The sequence below is a fragment of the Rhizobium esperanzae genome (assembly GCF_014197615.1).
Lineage (GTDB): Bacteria > Pseudomonadota > Alphaproteobacteria > Rhizobiales > Rhizobiaceae > Rhizobium > Rhizobium esperanzae_A.
In genome coordinates this window covers 162,286-178,723 of record NZ_JACIFY010000005.1, presented here as the reverse complement: position 1 = coordinate 178,723, position 16,438 = coordinate 162,286, and the positions used below count along the sequence as shown (strand labels likewise).

Annotated in this window: 19 protein-coding genes; 12 read left to right on the top strand and 7 right to left on the bottom strand. The window is 61.0% G+C overall.

Features of this window, described 5'->3' with window-relative positions:
* Positions 1-118: 118 nt before the first annotated feature.
* From GGD57_RS09160 to deoA, 9 genes are all read left to right on the top strand, one after another.
* Positions 119-436: a hypothetical protein gene (locus GGD57_RS09160; protein WP_184468915.1), complete on the top strand. Its 318-nt coding sequence runs from the start codon at positions 119-121 to the stop codon at positions 434-436.
* 312 nt (positions 437-748) lie between these two features.
* A complete protein-coding gene (locus GGD57_RS09155) occupies positions 749-1,741 on the top strand; it encodes a BMP family lipoprotein (protein WP_184468912.1) in 993 nt (330 codons plus the stop codon).
* Between the two features lie 88 nt (positions 1,742-1,829).
* A complete protein-coding gene (locus GGD57_RS09150) occupies positions 1,830-3,341 on the top strand; it encodes an ATP-binding cassette domain-containing protein (RefSeq protein WP_184468910.1) in 1,512 nt (503 codons plus the stop codon).
* A 7-nt stretch (positions 3,342-3,348) separates the two neighbouring features.
* The gene (locus GGD57_RS09145) at positions 3,349-4,452 is read left to right on the top strand and encodes an ABC transporter permease (RefSeq protein ID WP_184468908.1); all 1,104 of its coding nucleotides are present in this window, start codon (positions 3,349-3,351) and stop codon (positions 4,450-4,452) included.
* A 10-nt stretch (positions 4,453-4,462) separates the two neighbouring features.
* Entirely contained in the window at positions 4,463-5,434 is a 972-nt protein-coding gene (locus GGD57_RS09140) for an ABC transporter permease (RefSeq protein ID WP_184468906.1), read from the top strand.
* A 1-nt stretch (position 5,435) separates the two neighbouring features.
* On the top strand, positions 5,436-5,825 hold the full coding sequence (locus GGD57_RS09135; RefSeq protein WP_097612408.1) for a cytidine deaminase: 390 nt from the start codon (positions 5,436-5,438) through the stop codon (positions 5,823-5,825).
* Positions 5,822-6,622 (top strand): purine-nucleoside phosphorylase, encoded by an 801-nt coding sequence (locus GGD57_RS09130; RefSeq protein ID WP_184468904.1) that lies wholly within the window; start codon positions 5,822-5,824, stop codon positions 6,620-6,622. The genes GGD57_RS09135 and GGD57_RS09130 overlap by 4 nt, the downstream gene beginning before the upstream one ends.
* Before the next feature lie 114 nt (positions 6,623-6,736).
* On the top strand, positions 6,737-7,513 hold the full coding sequence (gene deoC, locus GGD57_RS09125) for a deoxyribose-phosphate aldolase (RefSeq protein WP_184468902.1): 777 nt from the start codon (positions 6,737-6,739) through the stop codon (positions 7,511-7,513).
* A gap of 1 nt (position 7,514) precedes the next feature.
* Entirely contained in the window at positions 7,515-8,822 is a 1,308-nt protein-coding gene (deoA, locus tag GGD57_RS09120) for a thymidine phosphorylase (protein WP_184468900.1), read from the top strand.
* A gap of 3 nt (positions 8,823-8,825) precedes the next feature.
* Here the strand turns inward: deoA and GGD57_RS09115 are convergent, their stop codons facing one another.
* The 7 genes from GGD57_RS09115 to GGD57_RS09085 all read right to left on the bottom strand — a co-directional run bounded on the left by GGD57_RS09115 (position 8,826) and on the right by GGD57_RS09085 (position 14,309).
* Positions 8,826-9,395: a TIGR02281 family clan AA aspartic protease gene (locus GGD57_RS09115; protein ID WP_184468898.1), complete on the bottom strand. Its 570-nt coding sequence runs from the start codon at positions 9,393-9,395 to the stop codon at positions 8,826-8,828.
* A gap of 127 nt (positions 9,396-9,522) precedes the next feature.
* Positions 9,523-10,152, bottom strand: a complete 630-nt coding sequence (upp, locus tag GGD57_RS09110) for a uracil phosphoribosyltransferase (protein ID WP_010069494.1) — start codon at positions 10,150-10,152, stop codon at positions 9,523-9,525.
* Positions 10,153-10,269: 117 nt separating this feature from the next.
* Positions 10,270-11,238: an adenosine deaminase gene (locus GGD57_RS09105; RefSeq protein ID WP_184468896.1), complete on the bottom strand. Its 969-nt coding sequence runs from the start codon at positions 11,236-11,238 to the stop codon at positions 10,270-10,272.
* The gene (locus GGD57_RS09100) at positions 11,235-12,455 is read right to left on the bottom strand and encodes a phosphopentomutase (protein WP_184468894.1); all 1,221 of its coding nucleotides are present in this window, start codon (positions 12,453-12,455) and stop codon (positions 11,235-11,237) included. Before GGD57_RS09100 ends, GGD57_RS09105 begins: the two co-directional genes overlap by 4 nt.
* 111 nt (positions 12,456-12,566) lie before the next feature.
* On the bottom strand, positions 12,567-13,148 hold the full coding sequence (locus tag GGD57_RS09095; RefSeq protein ID WP_184468892.1) for a TadE/TadG family type IV pilus assembly protein: 582 nt from the start codon (positions 13,146-13,148) through the stop codon (positions 12,567-12,569).
* Positions 13,148-13,783, bottom strand: a complete 636-nt coding sequence (locus GGD57_RS09090) for a TadE/TadG family type IV pilus assembly protein (protein WP_184468890.1) — start codon at positions 13,781-13,783, stop codon at positions 13,148-13,150. Before GGD57_RS09090 ends, GGD57_RS09095 begins: the two co-directional genes overlap by 1 nt.
* A gap of 115 nt (positions 13,784-13,898) precedes the next feature.
* Complete coding sequence (locus GGD57_RS09085; RefSeq protein WP_184468888.1) at positions 13,899-14,309, bottom strand: pilus assembly protein N-terminal domain-containing protein; 411 nt, start codon at positions 14,307-14,309, stop codon at positions 13,899-13,901.
* 378 nt (positions 14,310-14,687) lie between these two features.
* On the opposite strand from GGD57_RS09085, the gene GGD57_RS09080 reads away from it, so the two are divergent.
* The 3 genes from GGD57_RS09080 (at position 14,688) to cpaB (ending at position 16,435) form a co-directional block, all read left to right on the top strand.
* Positions 14,688-14,873, top strand: coding sequence for a Flp family type IVb pilin (locus tag GGD57_RS09080; RefSeq protein WP_184468887.1), 186 nt, complete (start codon positions 14,688-14,690; stop codon positions 14,871-14,873).
* 123 nt (positions 14,874-14,996) lie between these two features.
* Positions 14,997-15,509 (top strand): A24 family peptidase, encoded by a 513-nt coding sequence (locus tag GGD57_RS09075; RefSeq protein WP_184468884.1) that lies wholly within the window; start codon positions 14,997-14,999, stop codon positions 15,507-15,509.
* Between the two features lie 110 nt (positions 15,510-15,619).
* On the top strand, positions 15,620-16,435 hold the full coding sequence (gene cpaB / locus GGD57_RS09070; protein ID WP_184468882.1) for a Flp pilus assembly protein CpaB: 816 nt from the start codon (positions 15,620-15,622) through the stop codon (positions 16,433-16,435).
* The last annotated feature ends 3 nt before the right edge of the window (positions 16,436-16,438 follow it).

The following is a 16,438-nucleotide window of genomic DNA, read 5'->3' as shown; positions in this document are numbered from 1 at the left end:
AAACTCGCCTCCGCCCGTCCATTGTGCTTCATCTCATCGGCGACTATGTAATTCTCAAGGTGGAGAATGGCGCGGGTTCGCCGGAATTGTCCGGCATATCGAAGCGTCGGAGGAATTGATGCGTTTCCTGTTGCGTCTGGCCAGCCTTGTCGCGCTTGCGGCGGCCGTTATTGCCGGGACCATCGATTCGATCCAGTCGGTTGCGGCGTCCTCCGTGGTGATGACGCCGATCTCCGATGCCTGGCAGGATGTCAGCCCGGCAAGCCTGACGTCGCTGCAATCCTTACTTTCCTATTATATCCACCCGCGCTTCTACACCTTCATCTTCCAATGGCTGATGCTCCAGCCGGCCTTTGCGGTCTTCCTGGTGATCGCGCTGCTTCTCTGGATGATCGGCTACAAGAAGCCGCCGGTGGCCGGTCGGTTCACCGCATAGGCAAGCCGACCTTGCCGCCATGGTCGGCGGGATCCGATCGCCGCGGATCTTTCCGTGACCCTGACGTGGCTGCCGGATTGGCGGGAAATTTTGCATTCCGGCGGCGGAAATGTCTAAAAATCAGCCCCGCGGAATGGATTTTCAGCAATCGCTGCAAATCTTTACCGCCTGAAAAATTTCTGGTGAATTTTTCCGTGAGCCATGCAAGGATGCGCGCAGCCAGGCCTCCGGGGGGAGGTCGGTGGTTCCGCAGACATGTCCGAAAAGGGCTTGCGGGAGGACCCCAACGAATAGCAACAACAGGGCTGCACAATGAAAAAATCCCTTCTCACTCTCCTTGCCGTGGCTGCCATGTCGACGACGGCGCTTGCCGCCGATGTCAAGCCGGCGCTGGTTTACGGCACCGGCGGGAAGTTCGATAAGTCTTTCAACGAAGCGGCCTATAACGGCGCCGAGAAATTCAAGGCCGAGACCGGCATCGCCTATCGCGACTTCGAGCCGACCGGCGACACCCAGGGCGAACAGGCCATCCGCAACTTCGCAAGCCGCGGTTTCAATCCCGTGGTTGCCGTTTCCTTCGCCTGGACTTCGGCGATCGAGAAGGTCGCTGCTGAATTCCCGGATACCAAGTTCATCATCGTCGACTCCGTCGTCGACAAGCCGAACGTCCGCTCGGTGGTCTACAAGGAAGAAGAAGGCTCCTACCTCGTCGGCATTCTCGCCGGCATGGCATCGAAGACCGGCAAGGTCGGCTTCGTCGGCGGCATGGACATTCCGCTGATCCGCAAGTTCGAATGCGGTTACGAGCAGGGTGCGCGCGCTGCCAAGGCCAATGTCGAAGTTTTCCAGAACATGACCGGCACCACCGGTGCAGCCTGGAATGACCCGGTTCGCGGCGGCGAGCTCACCAAGAACCAGATCGATCAGGGCGCCGACGTCATTTACGCGGCAGCCGGCGCTACCGGTCTCGGCGTTCTGCAGACCGCCGCCGACAACAAGAAGCTGTCGATCGGCGTCGATTCCAATCAGAACCATCTGCATCCGGGTTCGGTGCTGACCTCGATGGTCAAGCGCGTCGACCTCGCCGTCTACAACGCCTATAGCGACACCAAGAACGACAAGTTCACAGCAGGCGTCCAGGCGCTCGGCGTCAAGGAAGACGGCGTGGGTGCCGCGATCGACGACAACAACAAGTCGCTGATCACGCCGGAAATGCAGGCTGCTGTCGATAAGGCCAAGGCCGACATCATTGCGGGGACCGTCAAGGTTCACGATTATACCTCGGACAATGCTTGCCCGAAGTGATCCGCGCCCTGATGTAATCGACGATTGAGATCGGGCGTATGGCGGAGGGGATTTTCGCCATACGCCCTTTTCTTATTTGGAGCCTGCCGTGACAGATAAGCCCGCTATCGAGCTTGTCGGCATCGATAAGAAATTCGGTGCCGTCCATGCCAACAAGGACATCAACCTTACCGTTGCCAAGGGGACGATCCACGGCATCATCGGCGAAAACGGCGCCGGCAAATCGACGCTGATGTCGATCATCTACGGTTTTTATCATGCCGACAGCGGTGAAATCCGCGTCAACGGCAGTCCGGTCACCATCCGCGACAGCCAGGCGGCGATCGCTGCCGGCATCGGCATGGTGCACCAGCATTTCATGCTGGTCGATAATTTCACCGTGCTCGAGAATGTCATGCTCGGCGCCGAAGGCGGCTCGCTGCTCGCCAGAGGCGTCGCGTCGGCCCGCGCCGAGCTCAAGCGGCTGGAAACGGAATATGGTCTCGAGGTCGATCCGGACGCGCTGATCGAAGAGCTGCCGGTCGGCCTGCAGCAGCGCGTCGAAATCCTGAAAGCCATGTATCGCGGCGCCGAGATCCTGATCCTCGACGAGCCCACAGGCGTGTTGACGCCGGCGGAAGCCGACCACCTCTTCCGCATCCTCAAGGTGCTGCGCGACCAGGGCAAGACGATCATCCTCATCACCCACAAGCTGCGCGAGATCATGGCGATCACCGATACGGTCTCGGTCATGCGCCGCGGCGAGATGGTGGCCACCCGCAAGACGGCGGAAACGACGGTGGAGGAGCTTGCCGAGCTGATGGTCGGCCGCCGCGTGCTGCTGCGCGTGCAGAAGGGTGAAGCCAATCCGGGGGCCGCCGTGCTCTCCGTGCGCAACCTGACGGTCAAGGACAATCGCGGCGTCACCATGGTCGACAACGTCTCCTTCGAGGTGCGCGCCGGCGAGATCGTCGGCATCGCCGGTGTCGCCGGCAACGGCCAGTCCGAATTGCTGGAGGCGATTGCCGGCATCCGCAAGCCTGTCTCCGGCGAGATCCTTCTCGACGGCCAGACGATCGACAAGGCCGATCCCGCCCGTCTGCGCGAACTCGGCCTCGCCCATATCCCCGAGGACCGCCATCACATGGGCCTGGTGCTGAAATTCGAGGAATATGAAAATTCCGTCCTCGGCTATCACCGGCGGCCGGGCTACAGCCGCGGCCCGCTGCTCGATCTCGAAGCGATCCGCAGGGATGCGATGGAGAAGATCGAAAAATACGACATCCGCCCGCCCAACCCGCGGCTGAAGACGGCGAATTTCTCCGGCGGCAACCAGCAGAAGATCGTCGTCGCCCGCGAGATAGAGCGCGATCCGAAGATGCTGATCATCGGCCAGCCGACCCGCGGCGTCGATATCGGCGCCATCGAATTCATTCACCGCCGGATCATCGAAATGCGCGATGCGGGCAAGGCAATCCTGCTCGTCTCAGTCGAACTCGATGAAATCCGTTCCCTTTCAGACCGTATCCTTGTCATGTTTGCCGGCCATGTCGTCGGCGAGAAGACGCCCGATGCCGGTGAACAGACCCTCGGCCTGATGATGGCCGGCATTGCCGCGTGAGGCCTTTATGAGCACTGCTTCCGTTCCGCTACCAAACTGGATCAATTACGGTCTGATCCCGCTTCTGAACCTTGTCGTCGCTTTCCTGATCTCAGGCTTCGTCGTCTGGCTAATCGGCGAAAGCCCGCTGGCCGCGCTCTCGCTGCTGCTCGAGGGCTCGCTCGGCAATGGCGAATTCATCGGCTTCACGCTTTTCTACGCGACGAGCTTTATCTTCACCGGCCTTTCCGTTGCGGTGGCAATCCACGCCGGTCTCTTCAACATCGGCTCTGAAGGCCAGGCCTATCTTGGTGGCCTCGGCTGCGCTTTGGTGGCGCTTTCGCTCGACAATTACGTACCATGGTATGTGACGATGCCGGTTGCGGTCGTCGGCGCTGCCCTCTTCGGTGCGATTGCCGCCTTCATTCCGGCATGGCTTCAGGCGAAACGCGGCAGCCATATCGTCATCACGACGATCATGTTCAACTACATCATCGCCTCACTGATGAACTACCTGCTGGTGCACGTCCTGATCGTGCCCGGCAAAATGGCGCCGGAAACACGCACATTCCTCGAGGGTGGGCAGTTGCCGAAGCTGACGTGGCTGATGGAGATATTCGGGACAAAGCTCGGTGCTGCCCCGTTGAACGTCTCTTTTATCATTGCGCTGGTCATGTGTTATCTCGTCTGGCTTCTTATCTGGCGCACGAAGCTTGGCTTCGAGATGCGTACGCTGGGCGTCAGCCCGACGGCCGCTTCCTATGCTGGTATGCCCTATATACGGATCGTGATGATCGCGATGATGCTTTCCGGCGCGCTCGCCGGCATGATGGCGCTCAATCCTGTCATGGGTGCCTCCGCCCGCCTGCAGGTGGGGTTTGTCAGCGGCGCCGGCTTCGTCGGCATCGCCGTATCCCTCATGGGCCGCAATCATCCGCTCGGCATCATCTTCGCGGCGATCCTGTTCGGTGTTCTCTACCAGGGCGGCGACTGGATCTCCTTTGAAATGCCGAATATCACCCGTGAAATGATCCTCGTCATCCAGGGTCTGGTGATCCTGTTCGCCGGCGCGCTGGAATATATGTTCCGGCCGGCGATTGTGCGCCTCTATCAACAGTTCAAGCGAGCCTGAGGAGCGGACGATGGATTATTATGAAATTTTCATCAGTATCCTGGCCTCCACGATCCGTCTGTCGATCCCGCTGATCTTCACCGCTCTTGCCGGTCTGTTTTCGGAACGCGCCGGCATCTTCGATATCGGCCTCGAGGGCAAGATGCTGGGCTCGGCTTTCGCTGCCGCCTGTATTGCCTATCTCACCGATTCGGCCTGGCTGGGGCTCGGCGCCGGCATCGTCTGCTCGGTGGCGCTCAGCCTGGTGCACGGCTTCGCCTCGATCACCAATCGCGGCAACCAGATCGTCTCGGGCGTGGCGATCAACTTCTTCATCGCCGGCATCACCATCGTGCTCGGCCAGGCCTGGTTCGGCCAGGGCGGGCGCACGCCGCAGCTGTCGGCGGAGGCGCGCTTCGCGCCGATCATCCTGCCGGGCGCCGATGCCCTCCATGATATACCGATCGTCGGGCCGCTCTACGCCAACGTCATCTCCGGCAACAACATCCTCACCTATCTCGCGTTTCTTGCCGTGCCCTTCTCCTGGTGGGTGCTGTACCGCACGCGCTTCGGCCTCAGGCTGCGCGCCGTCGGTGAAAATCCGGGTGCGGTCGATACGGCAGGCATCTCGGTTGCCTGGTTGCGTTATCGCGCCGTCATGTGCGCCGGCATCCTCTGCGGCTTTTCCGGCACCTATCTCGCGATCGCCCAGTCGGCCGCCTTCATCAAGGACATGTCGGCCGGTAAGGGTTATATCGCGCTCGCCGCTCTCGTCTTCGCCAAATGGAAGCCGGTACCGGTGATGTTTGCCTGTCTGCTTTTCGGTTTCCTCGATGCGCTGGCGAATTTCATGCAGGGCAAGCAGGTGCCATTGATCGGCGAGGTGCCGGTTCAGGTCTTCCAGGCACTGCCCTATATCCTCACCTGCATCCTGCTTGCCGGCTTCATCGGCGTCGCCATCCCGCCGAAGGCCGGCGGCGTGCCCTATACGAAGGAGCGTTGATATGTCTCACGATCTGTTCGAAGCGGCCCGCGGCGCCATGGCCTTTGCCCATGCGCCCTATTCGAAATTCCCGGTGGGCGCGGCGATCCGCGCCGAGGACGGCAAGGTCTATACCGGCGCCAACATCGAAAACCTCTCCTTTCCGCAAGGATGGTGCGCCGAGCCGACGGCGATCAGCGCCATGATCATGGGCGGCGCCAGGAAGATCGTCGAAATGGCTGTGATCGCCGAGAAGCTGCCGCTCTGCCCGCCCTGCGGCGGCTGCCGCCAGAAGATCTCCGAATTCGCCTCGAAGGACACGAAGATCTATCTCTGCGATGAGGCGGGTGTGAAGAAGACCATGACGATGGAAGAGCTTCTTCCTTTCAGCTTCGAGACGGAACTCGGATGAAGGCGACGGTCAGCCTGCTCGCCGCATTGCTCGGCGGCATCAAGCCGCGTCACGGCATCGTGCTCGGCTCCGGTCTCGGTTCGCTCGTCGCAGAAGTGGACGACGCCGTCCGCGTTCCCTATCGCGACCTGCCGGGTTTTCCCGTCAGCGCCGTCTCCGGCCATGCGGGCGAAGTCGTCGCCGGCCGTCTCGGGGGCGAGCCCGTGGTCATGCTTTCCGGCCGCGTGCATTATTACGAAAAGGGCGATGCCAATGCTATGCGCCTGCCGATCGAGGTGCTGAAGGCGCTCGGCGTCGAAGCGTTGATCCTGACCAATTCGGCCGGGTCGCTGCGCGACGACATGCCGCCCGGTTCGGTGATGCAGATCACCGATCACATCAATTATTCCGGCATGAACCCGCTGATCGGCGAGGAAAGCGATCACCGTTTCGTCGGCATGACCAATGCCTATGATGCCGGCCTGGCCGTGGCGATGCAGAGGGCGGCGGCGAAGCTCAAGATCGAGCTGTCGCAAGGCGTCTATATGTGGTTCTCCGGTCCGAGCTTCGAAACGCCGGCCGAAATCCGCATGGCGCGCATCCTCGGCGCCGACGCCGTCGGCATGTCGACGGTGCCCGAGGTCATCATCGCAAGAATGCTGGGCCTGAGGGTTGCGGCCGCCTCGGTTATCACCAACTATGGCGCAGGCATGACCGGCAATGAGCTTAGCCATGAAGAAACCAAGGACATGGCGCCCATCGGCGGCGCCCGTCTCGCCGCCATATTGAAAGAGATGATTGCGGCCAGAACAGGATGATTTTAGGCCGGGTCGGCCTAAAATCTGAATCCTGTTCTACATTAAATAGTGAGAGCATGATGTTGTCCGAAAACCGCTCACACTTTTCGGCATCATGCTCTAGAGGAAACGAAAATGAATAGCCATTCCATCCGGGAGACGGCGGCCGTTGCCCTTTCCCTTCTCGACCTCACCAATTTGAAGGATGATTGCACGCAGGCGCAGATCGAGACGCTCTGCGCCCGTGCGCAGACGCCCTATGGCAACAGCGCGGCGATCTGCATCTGGCCGCGCTTCGTCGCTCAGGCCCGCAATATCCTCGGCACCGGTCATGCCGTGCGGATCGCCACCGTCGTCAACTTCCCCTCTGGCGATATGGAAGTGGCCGATGTTGCCGCCGAAACCCGCGAGGCGATTGCCGATGGCGCCGACGAGATCGATCTGGTCATTCCCTATCGCAAGCTGCTTGCCGGCAACGAGAAGGCGGTGACCGATATGGTCAAGGCGGTGCGCACGGAATGCACCGGCCCCGTTCTGCTGAAGGTCATCATCGAAACCGGCGAGCTGAAGGATGCGGCATTGATCCGCCGCGCCTCCGAACTTGCCATCGACGCCGGCGCCGATTTCATCAAGACCTCCACCGGCAAGGTTGCCGTTAACGCAACGCTCGAAGCCGCCGACATCATGATCCGCGCCATCCGCGAGAGCGGACGCAAGGTCGGCTTCAAGCCGGCCGGCGGCATTGGTTCGGTGGCCGATGCAGCGCTTTATCTCAGCCTTGCCGAAACCATCATGGCGCCGGACTGGGCGATGCCGTCGACCTTTCGCTTCGGCGCTTCCGGTCTGCTCGACGATATCCTGGCGGTTCTGAGCGGAGCACAGCCGGCATCGGTTGCGGCGTCGAGCTATTGAAATGATTCCGCAGGAGATCATTCGGCGTAAACGCGACGGCGAGGAACTCGGCCCCGCCGATATCAACTCCTTCATCGCCGCACTTGCCGCCGGTCAACTGTCGGAAGGTCAGATCGGCGCCTTCGCCATGGCCGTCTGGTTCAAGGGCATGTCGCGCGAGGAAATCGTCGCCTTGACGCTGGCGATGGCCGACTCCGGCGATCGGCTGCGATGGGCTGACATCGACCGCCCGATCGCCGACAAACATTCGACCGGCGGCGTCGGCGACAATGTTTCGCTGATGCTGGCGCCGATCGCTGCGGCCTGCGGCCTCGCCGTTCCGATGATATCGGGACGCGGCCTCGGTCATACCGGTGGCACGCTGGATAAGCTCGAATCCATTCCAGGCTATATGATCACCCCGGATGCCGACCTGTTCCACAAGGTGGTGAAGGAAGCGGGATGCGCCATCATCGGCCAGACCGGGGCCTTGGCGCCTGCCGACGGCAGGCTCTATGCCGTGCGTGACGTGACCGCCACCGTCGATTCCATTCCGCTGATCACTGCGTCCATCCTCTCGAAGAAATTGGCGGCCGGGCTTGAGACGCTGGTGCTCGATGTCAAGGTCGGCAACGGCGCCTTCATGGCCGACCGCGCCCAGGCTGAGATCCTGGCGCGGTCGCTGGTGGAAGTTGCCAATGGCGCGGGTGTAAAGACCTCGGCGCTGATCACCGACATGAACCAGCCGCTCGCCGATAGTGCCGGCAATGCGGTTGAAATGCGCAACTGCCTGGATTTCCTGGCGGGTGGGAAGGCGGAGACACGGCTCCAGGCCATCGTTCTTGCCTTCGCCGCCGAAATGCTGGTGAAATCAGGCATTGCCGCCTCGTCCGGGGAAGCTGACGGTATGGCGCGCCGGGCCTTGTCGTCGGGGAGGGCGGCCGAAGTCTTCGCGCGCATGGTCTCCATGCTCGGTGGTCCGACCGATCTTGTCGAAAACCCCGAAAGATATCTGGCCAGGGCGCCGGTGGAAAAACCTGTCCCGGCCGGCCGGTCCGGCTGGCTTTCCGCCTGCGATGCCCGCGGTATCGGTGTCAGCGTCATCGATCTCGGCGGCGGAAGACGCCATCCCAAGGACCGGATCGACCACCGCGTCGGCTTCTCCGAACTCCTGCCGCTCGGCACCCGCGTGAATGCCGGCGACCCAATCGCGCTGGTCCATGCCGCCGACGAAGCGGCGGCGGAGAAGGCTGCTGCGGCGCTTGCCGTGCATTACCGCATCACCGAGGAAAAGCCGGAGCAGGCGCCGGTGATAACAGGCCTTATCTGATCGTTACTGCTTGAGGCTGAGCGAACCGTCGGCGACGGAATAGGAGGCGAGTTTCCGCAGGAAGCTCATGCCGACCAGCGTCGTCGTCAGCGCATCGTCCTTGAGCACGAAGGCTTCGACCTCGCGCACGCGGATACCGCCGATTTCGACCCGGTCGAGCATCACATGCGCCGCCTTCGTCTGGCCGTTGGCGGTGTTCACGCCATAGCGGAAATCGAGCTGGTTGGCCGTGTAGCCGAGCCGGCGGGCAAGCGTCTCGTTGAGCGCGACATAGGTGGCGCCGGTATCGATCAGGCCCTGCACCGGCTTGCCGTTGATCTTGAAACTGCCGGTATAATGGCCCTGCGCATCCGCCTGCAGGCGGATCGCATTGCTGGCGGAGACCGGCGCGGGTGCGACGGGCTGGTCGCTTTCAGGCGATACGTAGTTGGCGGAGAGGGCGTCGGCAGACTGCGGGCTGGTGCTTCCGAAGAAGGAGGGCGCCTGTGTGGCCAGCACCGCGGCGATGCTGGCAAATATGACGGTACGCACGAGCATGAAACAGAAATCCTTCCTGTATAAACCCGGCTTCATGCAGGGCCTCATGCTTCAAGCTTGCTAAGCCTCAAATCCTGATAAGTCGCTAAGATCGATACAAAAAGGCCCGGAACGAACCATCCGGGCCTAAAAACTCTTTCGATTTGGTAAAGGAAGGCTGAAACTATTTGGTGCCGTACATGCGGTCGCCGGCATCGCCGAGGCCGGGTACGATATAGCCCTTCTCGTTGAGATGACTGTCGATCGATGCGGTGAAAACGGGAACATCGGGATGGGCGGCGCGGAAGTTGCGGATGCCTTCCGGGGCGGCAAGCAGGCAGAGGAAGCGGATATTGTGAGCGCCACGTTCCTTGAGCTTGTCGATCGCCGCGATCGACGAATTGCCGGTCGCCAGCATCGGGTCGACGACGATGATCAGGCGCTCGGCCACATCCTCCGGCGCCTTGAAGTAATATTCGACCGGCTGCAGCGTCTCGTGATCGCGATAGACGCCGATATGCGAGACGCGGGCGGACGGCACGAGATCGAGCATGCCTTCGAGCAGCCCGTTGCCGGCGCGCAGGATCGAGGCGAAGACCAGCTTCTTGCCTTCGAGGATCGGCGAGTCCATCGTCTGCAGCGGCGTCTCGATCGTTGCCATCGTCAGTTCGAGATCGCGGGTCACTTCGTAACAGAGAAGCGTGGAGATTTCGCGCAGCAACCGCCGGAAACTTCCCGTCGATGTCTCCTTGCGCCGCATGATGGTGAGTTTGTGCTGCACCAGCGGGTGATCGATGACCGTAACGCCGTCCATGGGGAAGCCTTTCATTCTTTCTATCGAATGTTTCTTTCACGGAAATCGGCCCGACTGCAAGAGTGGAGGCCGATTTGCGCCGATCATCCCCAGCCTCTTAAGGCCGACATTCAGCCCTCAAAGCCGGGCGAGCAGGGCCTTGCGCGTCTCTTCGTCGACGAAGGCCGCCTCGATCGCCGTGCGCGTCATGGCATCGATCTCAGTGTCGCTGAAGCCGAAAGCCCCGGCGGCAAGTTCATATTCCCGCGCCAGCGAGGTATGAAAGAAAGGCGGATCGTCCGAACTGATCGTTACCCGCACACCGGCTTCCTTCAGCCGGCGCAGCGGATGCGAGGCGAAATCCGGAAAGACTTTAAGCGCAATATTGGAGCCGGGGCAGATCTCGAGCACGGTGCCGAGATCGGCAAGCCGCTTCACCAGATCGAGATCCTCGATGGCGCGCACGCCATGGCCGATGCGCGAGGGGCGCACGGCATCGAGCGCGTCGGCGACACTGAAGGCGCCGCAGACCTCGCCGGCATGGATGGTGAGCCCCAGGCCGGCATCGCGGGCGATATCGAAAGCTCTGATATAATCGGCGACGCGTCCCATGCGCTCCTCGCCGGCAAGGTTGAAGCCTGTTATCAAAGGATTGCCGGCCTTGGCCGCGTATTCGGCGGCACCGATCACGCTCTCCGGGCCGAAATGCCGCTCGCCGGTGACGATCAGCCGGGCCTCGATGCCGCTCTTTTCCCTGGCTCGCCGGATGCCTTCGCAGACACCCGATATATAGGCATCGGCGCCGAGCCCGATGCGCTTGCCGTGGTCCGGTGACACGATGAGTTCGCTATAGATCGTATTGATGCCGGCGAGTTCGTCGAGATAGGTTTCGGTCAGAAGCGCATAGTCCTCCTCGGTCCGGTAGACCTCGGAAACCTTGTCGTAACATTCGAGGAAGCTTGCGAAATCATGCCAGACATAGGTCCCACCGCGAAGCTCGCCGCTGATGTCGACGCCGTATTTGCGCGCCTGCGCCTCGGTCAGAGCTGGAGGTGCCGCACCTTCCAGATGGCAGTGCAGCTCGACCTTCTTCAAATGCGATGTCACAGAAAACTCCTCCCATGCGGTCCGGCCGGAATGCCGAGATGGCGCGCGATGCTCTCGCCGATATCGGCATAGCTGCGGCGTACGCCGATCGAGCGCGACCGGATGCCGGGCCCATAGGCGATGACGGGCACGCGCTCGCGCGTATGGTCCGTACCGCGCCAGGTCGGGTCGCAGCCATGGTCGGCGGTGAGCACGACGAGATCGCCCGGCTTCAGTTTCTTGTGGACCTCGCCCAGGCGCGCATCGAAGGCTTCGAGTGCTGCGGCATAACCCGCCACGTCGCGGCGATGGCCGTAAATCATGTCGAAATCGACGAAATTGGTGAAGACGAGATCGCCGTCCTCGGCCTCGTCGATGGTGGAAAGCGTCGCATCCATCAGCGCCTCGTTGCCGGTCGCCTTGATGACCCGCGAAATGCCCTGATGCGCGAAGATGTCGCCGATCTTTCCGACAGCATGCACATGCCTGTTGTGCTCGATGAGCCGGTCGAGCAGCGTCGGCTCCGGCGGCAGCACGGAGAAGTCGCGCCGGTTTCCGGTGCGCTGGAAGGTAGAGGCGGACTGGCCGACGAAAGGCCGGGCGATGACGCGGCCGATATTGTAGCGATCGAGCATCCCGCGGGCCAAACGGCAGAAAGTCAGCAGACGATCGAGACCGAAATGCACCTCGTGCGCCGCGACCTGGAAGACCGAATCCGAGGACGTGTAGCAGATCGGCTTGCCGGTGCGGATATGTTCCTCCCCGAGCCGGGCGATGATCTCCGTTCCCGAGGCATGGCAGTTGCCGAGAATGCCGGGCAGATTGGCCTCCCTGCACAGCGCTTCCAGCAGTTCCGGCGGAAAGGCGTCGCCCTCGATCGGGAAATAGCCCCAATCGAAATTGACGGGTGTTCCGGCAATTTCCCAATGGCCGGACGGCGTATCCTTGCCGCGGGAGATTTCGGTGGCAGCGCCATAAATGCCGTAGACCTTCTCGGGAACCGGCATGCCGGCCGGGAACCGCCCGGAGGCCGAGCGCGCGATCTGCATCAGCCCGAGTTCCGACATGTTGGGCAAAGAAAGTGGTCCCTCGCGCAATCCGGCGCGGTCTGCAGCACCCGCTGCGCAGAACTCGGCGATATGGCCGAGCGTATCGGCGCCCTCGTCGCCGTAGGCCGCCGCATCCGGCGCTCCGCCGACGCCGAAAGAATCCAGAACGAAAAGAAAGGCACGCGCCATTTTACACCCGAGAGAGCCGACCGCCGGCCTCCGGAATGTCGGAGGCGGCTGAGATCCAGCCATATAATGCCGAGCCTGGCTTGGCAAATTCCAGAGGAGCGCAAAGGCGCGTCAGCAGTCGCCGCAGGGGATCGAGTCGCCTTGCCGCTGGCGGTAGAAGTAACTGCGGCTGATGGTGATCGTGCGCATGCCATCCGGCATGAAGTTCGGCGCAAACAGGAACATCGTATAGGGGATGCTGAGCTCGGTGCGAACAAGGAAACTGTTCGCCGTCTTCATATCGGACGGTACGTTGGATACTGCGGTGTTTTTGGCATAGGGCACTGTCCCGTCCTGCGCCCAGGACCACAGCACCTTCGCATTGGCGCCGGCGTCGATGGTGACGCCGGTGATCTTCAACGTCAGCCCCGTCGTGTTGTAAGGCACGAAGATCGAGGTTGCGACCGAGGGCATCTGCGCAAGCGCGCTTTTGGTGACGGATTGCTGCTGGGTGACGAGGTCGGCGATCGAACCTGCGGCGCGCGTTGCGCGCTTGCTGACGCTGAGACCGACCGTGATCTCGAAAGCGCCGATATAGAGCATGACCAGCACCGGAAAGAGGATGGCGAATTCGATCGCGCCGGCGCCCTTGCGGTCTGCGATGAGCCGCCGCGCCGATAATACCAGTCTGGTGAACGGGTTGCGCAACGTCATTATGGATACTGCTCGTTCTGGAAGGCTGCGGTCGCAACGATCAGATACTGCCTCGGCATCGAACCGTCGGAGGGACGGATCGTCGTGATGTAAGGCCGGACCAGGTCCGTGATAATCTCCCAGCGGTAATAGGCGCGCACCATGTTGATGGTGCCGGCACCGCCCGGCGTATATTTGAACGCTGCCGTGTTGATATCGGCATATTTGTCGGTTGAAAGCTTGGGGATCGTCGTCGGAATGGCCGAAAAGCTGCTGAACGTCTGCACATCCAGGTAGAGCTTGCTCGGCGTGGCGACTTCGCTCGCCGAGCAGCGGATCAGGATCGAGATCTCATCGCAGAAAGCTTGGCGGAACTGTGTCTGGGTCATATCGGTCGTGCGGCCGAGATTGTAGGTAATCTGCCCGGTTCGCATCTTGCGGCTCATCGTATCGACGCCGTTGGAGACGAGTTCTTCGGCGGCAAAGGCGACGAAAGTTTCGAGGATTGCGAAAATCACCAGGAAATAGGGAATGGCGAGCAGGGCGAATTCGATCGCCGCAGCCCCCTCACGCGAGCGGGCGAGAGCGCGAAACCGTGAGAAACGGAAGGGCGCTGGGGAGTGCGCTTTATCCATCTTCTGATCAATTACCGTCATGGCCTGGACCCGAGCGACATTCTGTGTCCGTCACACTAGGGTCCGTTCGTTGATTTTCCGTTTCAATCTGATGCGACGATTTTAACGAATTAGCCGAAGACGTGCGGTAGACCGATCAGGGCGAGGCGGTGCTGGTGGTCGCCTGCTGCGCATGCTGCTCGCAGTTCGGCGTACAGGACAGCACGGAACGTTCGGTCTGCCGGTAGACGCGCACCGTATTGCCCTCATCGATCGACACCAGAATACGCTCGTCGAGGATTGCATTGCCATCGGCATCGAGCAGCACCAGATTGGTGGTGCCGAAGCTGCGTCCGGTCAGCACGATGGTCTTGGCGTCGGCGACGGTCGCATCAGCGACCTTGGCATTGCCGACGATGACCTTGCTGACCGCGCGGTCGAGCTTCAATACGCGCGCGTGATCCATATAGACGCGCAGCATGTCATCGTCTGCGGCCGCGGAAATTCCCGAAACACCGAAAACGGCGATCATGCCGGCAAAGAAAATGGTTTTGCCGCTCGATGACATTTGGTCCTCTTTCACGATCACAGCGCAATATCCGCATAGAATGGAAAAAAATGGTGAACGAAGCCTTAAGCCCTCGCTTTTGTTCCGCTATGAGGCGCTGTGATCCGATTTGGTGCGGCTCACGGCCGGCATAGGCTCCATTGAAATGGCGTTTGTCCCGTTTCCGGATGAATCCAGCGGCAATCTCGGAAGTATTGTTAAATATTGAGGTGAGTTGGTAATGAAATACTCACTGTGTATAGGGCCATTTGTCTCGTTCGCATCTTGTTAACTCTTTTCCTTAAGCCGATGGAAACGGCCATTCGCTAGGTTGCAGTCATCCGATCAACGGCAACAGTTGGCGGACGTGCTGAACATCAACTGGAGTTAGGAGTTACCATGACCAAGCTTTTTAGCCGCTTTCTGAAGGACGAATCCGGCGCGACCGCAATCGAATACGGCCTGATCGCCGCCCTCATTTCCGTAGCGCTCATCACCGGCGCAACGAGCCTTGGCACGAAGATCGGCAACACCTTTAGCGGTTTGAGCACCAAGATGGACAGCGCCACCAACGCGGCCAACTAATCGGGGTGCCGCGAGGCGGCATCTCCCGGCTTCTGCTGGATCTGATCTGGCAGGTCTATCGAGCGGGCTCACAGGCTGAACGGCCGTGAGCCTTTTCGCATCTTACCATGATTGGGAATATCCATGATCGCAGCTGCAGTCTTCCTGATACTGCCACTCTGCCTCGCCATGGCGGGCTTCTCGGATCTGTTCACCATGACGATCCCGAACCGCATTTCCCTGATCCTCATTGCCTCCTTTGTCATCCTCGCGCCGCTTTCCGGTCTCGGTCTGGGGGAGATCGGCATGCACCTCGCTGCTGCCGCTATCGTCTTTACCGCCGGCTTCGCGCTTTTTGCCTTCAATGTGATGGGCGGCGGCGACGCCAAGCTGTTGAGCGCCACCGCGCTCTGGTTCGGTCTGAATGAATCGCTGCTTTTCCTGATGACCGATGTCGCCGCGATCGGCGGTCTCATCACATTGCTCATCCTGCTGGTGAGAACACAGTCCAATACCATCCTGGCCATTGGCCTGCCGGTGCCGAACTCGGTCCTGCTCGCCAAGAAGATCCCCTATGGTATCGCGATCGCGATCGGCGGCTTCATGGCCTTCCCTGCCTCGCCGCTGTTCCTCGCCGCGTTGGAAAGCCTGAAATAACGGCATTTTAAATGCCCGTTAACTTAAAATCTAAGCGTTCCATTAACCATAATTATACCATTTGCTGAGCATTCTGCGGGGCGAACATATCGTGCCCTGAGGAATGATCGATGAAACCGGCCCGCCTTATAATTCTCGCTGTCGCCGTGGCGGCCGCCGGCCTTGCCGGCCTGCTGGCGATGCAAATGGCAGGCAGTGGCGGTGTCGTCACCCAGGTTCAGTCGGTCATAGAGAAGGAACCGACCGTCAACGTCCTCGTCTCCACCGGCAATCTGGCGGTCGGCGCAAGGCTGGACGATCAGTCTGTGCATTGGATGGCCTGGCCGCAGGGCGGCGTCGTCCCGGGCCTCATCACCGAAACCGACAAGCCGGATGCGATCAAGGATCTGCAGGGCGCCGTCGTGCGTCTGCCGATTTTCGAAGGCGAACCGATCCGGCCGGAAAAGATCGCCGATTCCAACAGCCGCATCCTGTCTTCGCTGTTGCCGGCCGGCAAGCGCGCCGTGGCGACCGAGATATCGGTTGCAACAGGTGCCGGCGGTTTCATCCTGCCGAACGACCGCGTCGATGTCATCATGGTCCGCAAGGGCACCGAAGCCGGCAAGCTCATCACCGAAACCGTGCTCAGCAATGTCCGTGTCCTCGCCATCGACCAGCAGATTCAGGAAAAGGACGACGGCTCGAAGGCCGTGGTCGGCACCACCGCCACTCTCGAGCTCACCCCTGACCAGACGAAGGTTCTCGCCGTTGCCCAGCAGATGGCAGACCGGCTGTCCCTGGCGCTGCGCTCGGTCGCCGATGCGCAGGAGCAGGATACCAGCGCCGCAGATTATCTGCTGAGCGGCGACAACGGCAGTGCCATCATCCAGGTCATAAAATCGGGCGCGATCGTTACGGATGCCAGCGCAGCGCCGAAGGCGGAGTAAGAG

Bases quoted from the DNA above. Each gene is read 5' to 3' on its own strand.
- GGD57_RS09100 (WP_184468894.1), bottom strand. From the start codon at position 12,455: ATGGCGCGTGCCTTTCTTTTCGTTCTGGATTCTTTCGGCGTCGGCGGA.
- GGD57_RS09095 (WP_184468892.1), bottom strand. From the start codon at position 13,148: ATGACGTTGCGCAACCCGTTCACCAGACTGGTATTATCGGCGCGGCGG.
- GGD57_RS09145 (WP_184468908.1), top strand. From the start codon at position 3,349: ATGAGCACTGCTTCCGTTCCGCTACCAAACTGGATCAATTACGGTCTG.
- deoC (WP_184468902.1), top strand. From the start codon at position 6,737: ATGAATAGCCATTCCATCCGGGAGACGGCGGCCGTTGCCCTTTCCCTT.
- GGD57_RS09155 (WP_184468912.1), top strand. From the start codon at position 749: ATGAAAAAATCCCTTCTCACTCTCCTTGCCGTGGCTGCCATGTCGACG.
- cpaB (WP_184468882.1), top strand. From the start codon at position 15,620: ATGAAACCGGCCCGCCTTATAATTCTCGCTGTCGCCGTGGCGGCCGCC.
- deoA (WP_184468900.1), top strand. From the start codon at position 7,515: ATGATTCCGCAGGAGATCATTCGGCGTAAACGCGACGGCGAGGAACTC.
- GGD57_RS09080 (WP_184468887.1), top strand. From the start codon at position 14,688: ATGACCAAGCTTTTTAGCCGCTTTCTGAAGGACGAATCCGGCGCGACC.
- GGD57_RS09115 (WP_184468898.1), bottom strand. From the start codon at position 9,395: ATGAAGCCGGGTTTATACAGGAAGGATTTCTGTTTCATGCTCGTGCGT.
- GGD57_RS09085 (WP_184468888.1), bottom strand. From the start codon at position 14,309: ATGTCATCGAGCGGCAAAACCATTTTCTTTGCCGGCATGATCGCCGTT.
- GGD57_RS09135 (WP_097612408.1), top strand. From the start codon at position 5,436: ATGTCTCACGATCTGTTCGAAGCGGCCCGCGGCGCCATGGCCTTTGCC.
- upp (WP_010069494.1), bottom strand. From the start codon at position 10,152: ATGGACGGCGTTACGGTCATCGATCACCCGCTGGTGCAGCACAAACTC.
- GGD57_RS09130 (WP_184468904.1), top strand. From the start codon at position 5,822: ATGAAGGCGACGGTCAGCCTGCTCGCCGCATTGCTCGGCGGCATCAAG.
- GGD57_RS09075 (WP_184468884.1), top strand. From the start codon at position 14,997: ATGATCGCAGCTGCAGTCTTCCTGATACTGCCACTCTGCCTCGCCATG.
- GGD57_RS09090 (WP_184468890.1), bottom strand. From the start codon at position 13,783: ATGACGGTAATTGATCAGAAGATGGATAAAGCGCACTCCCCAGCGCCC.
- GGD57_RS09140 (WP_184468906.1), top strand. From the start codon at position 4,463: ATGGATTATTATGAAATTTTCATCAGTATCCTGGCCTCCACGATCCGT.
- GGD57_RS09160 (WP_184468915.1), top strand. From the start codon at position 119: ATGCGTTTCCTGTTGCGTCTGGCCAGCCTTGTCGCGCTTGCGGCGGCC.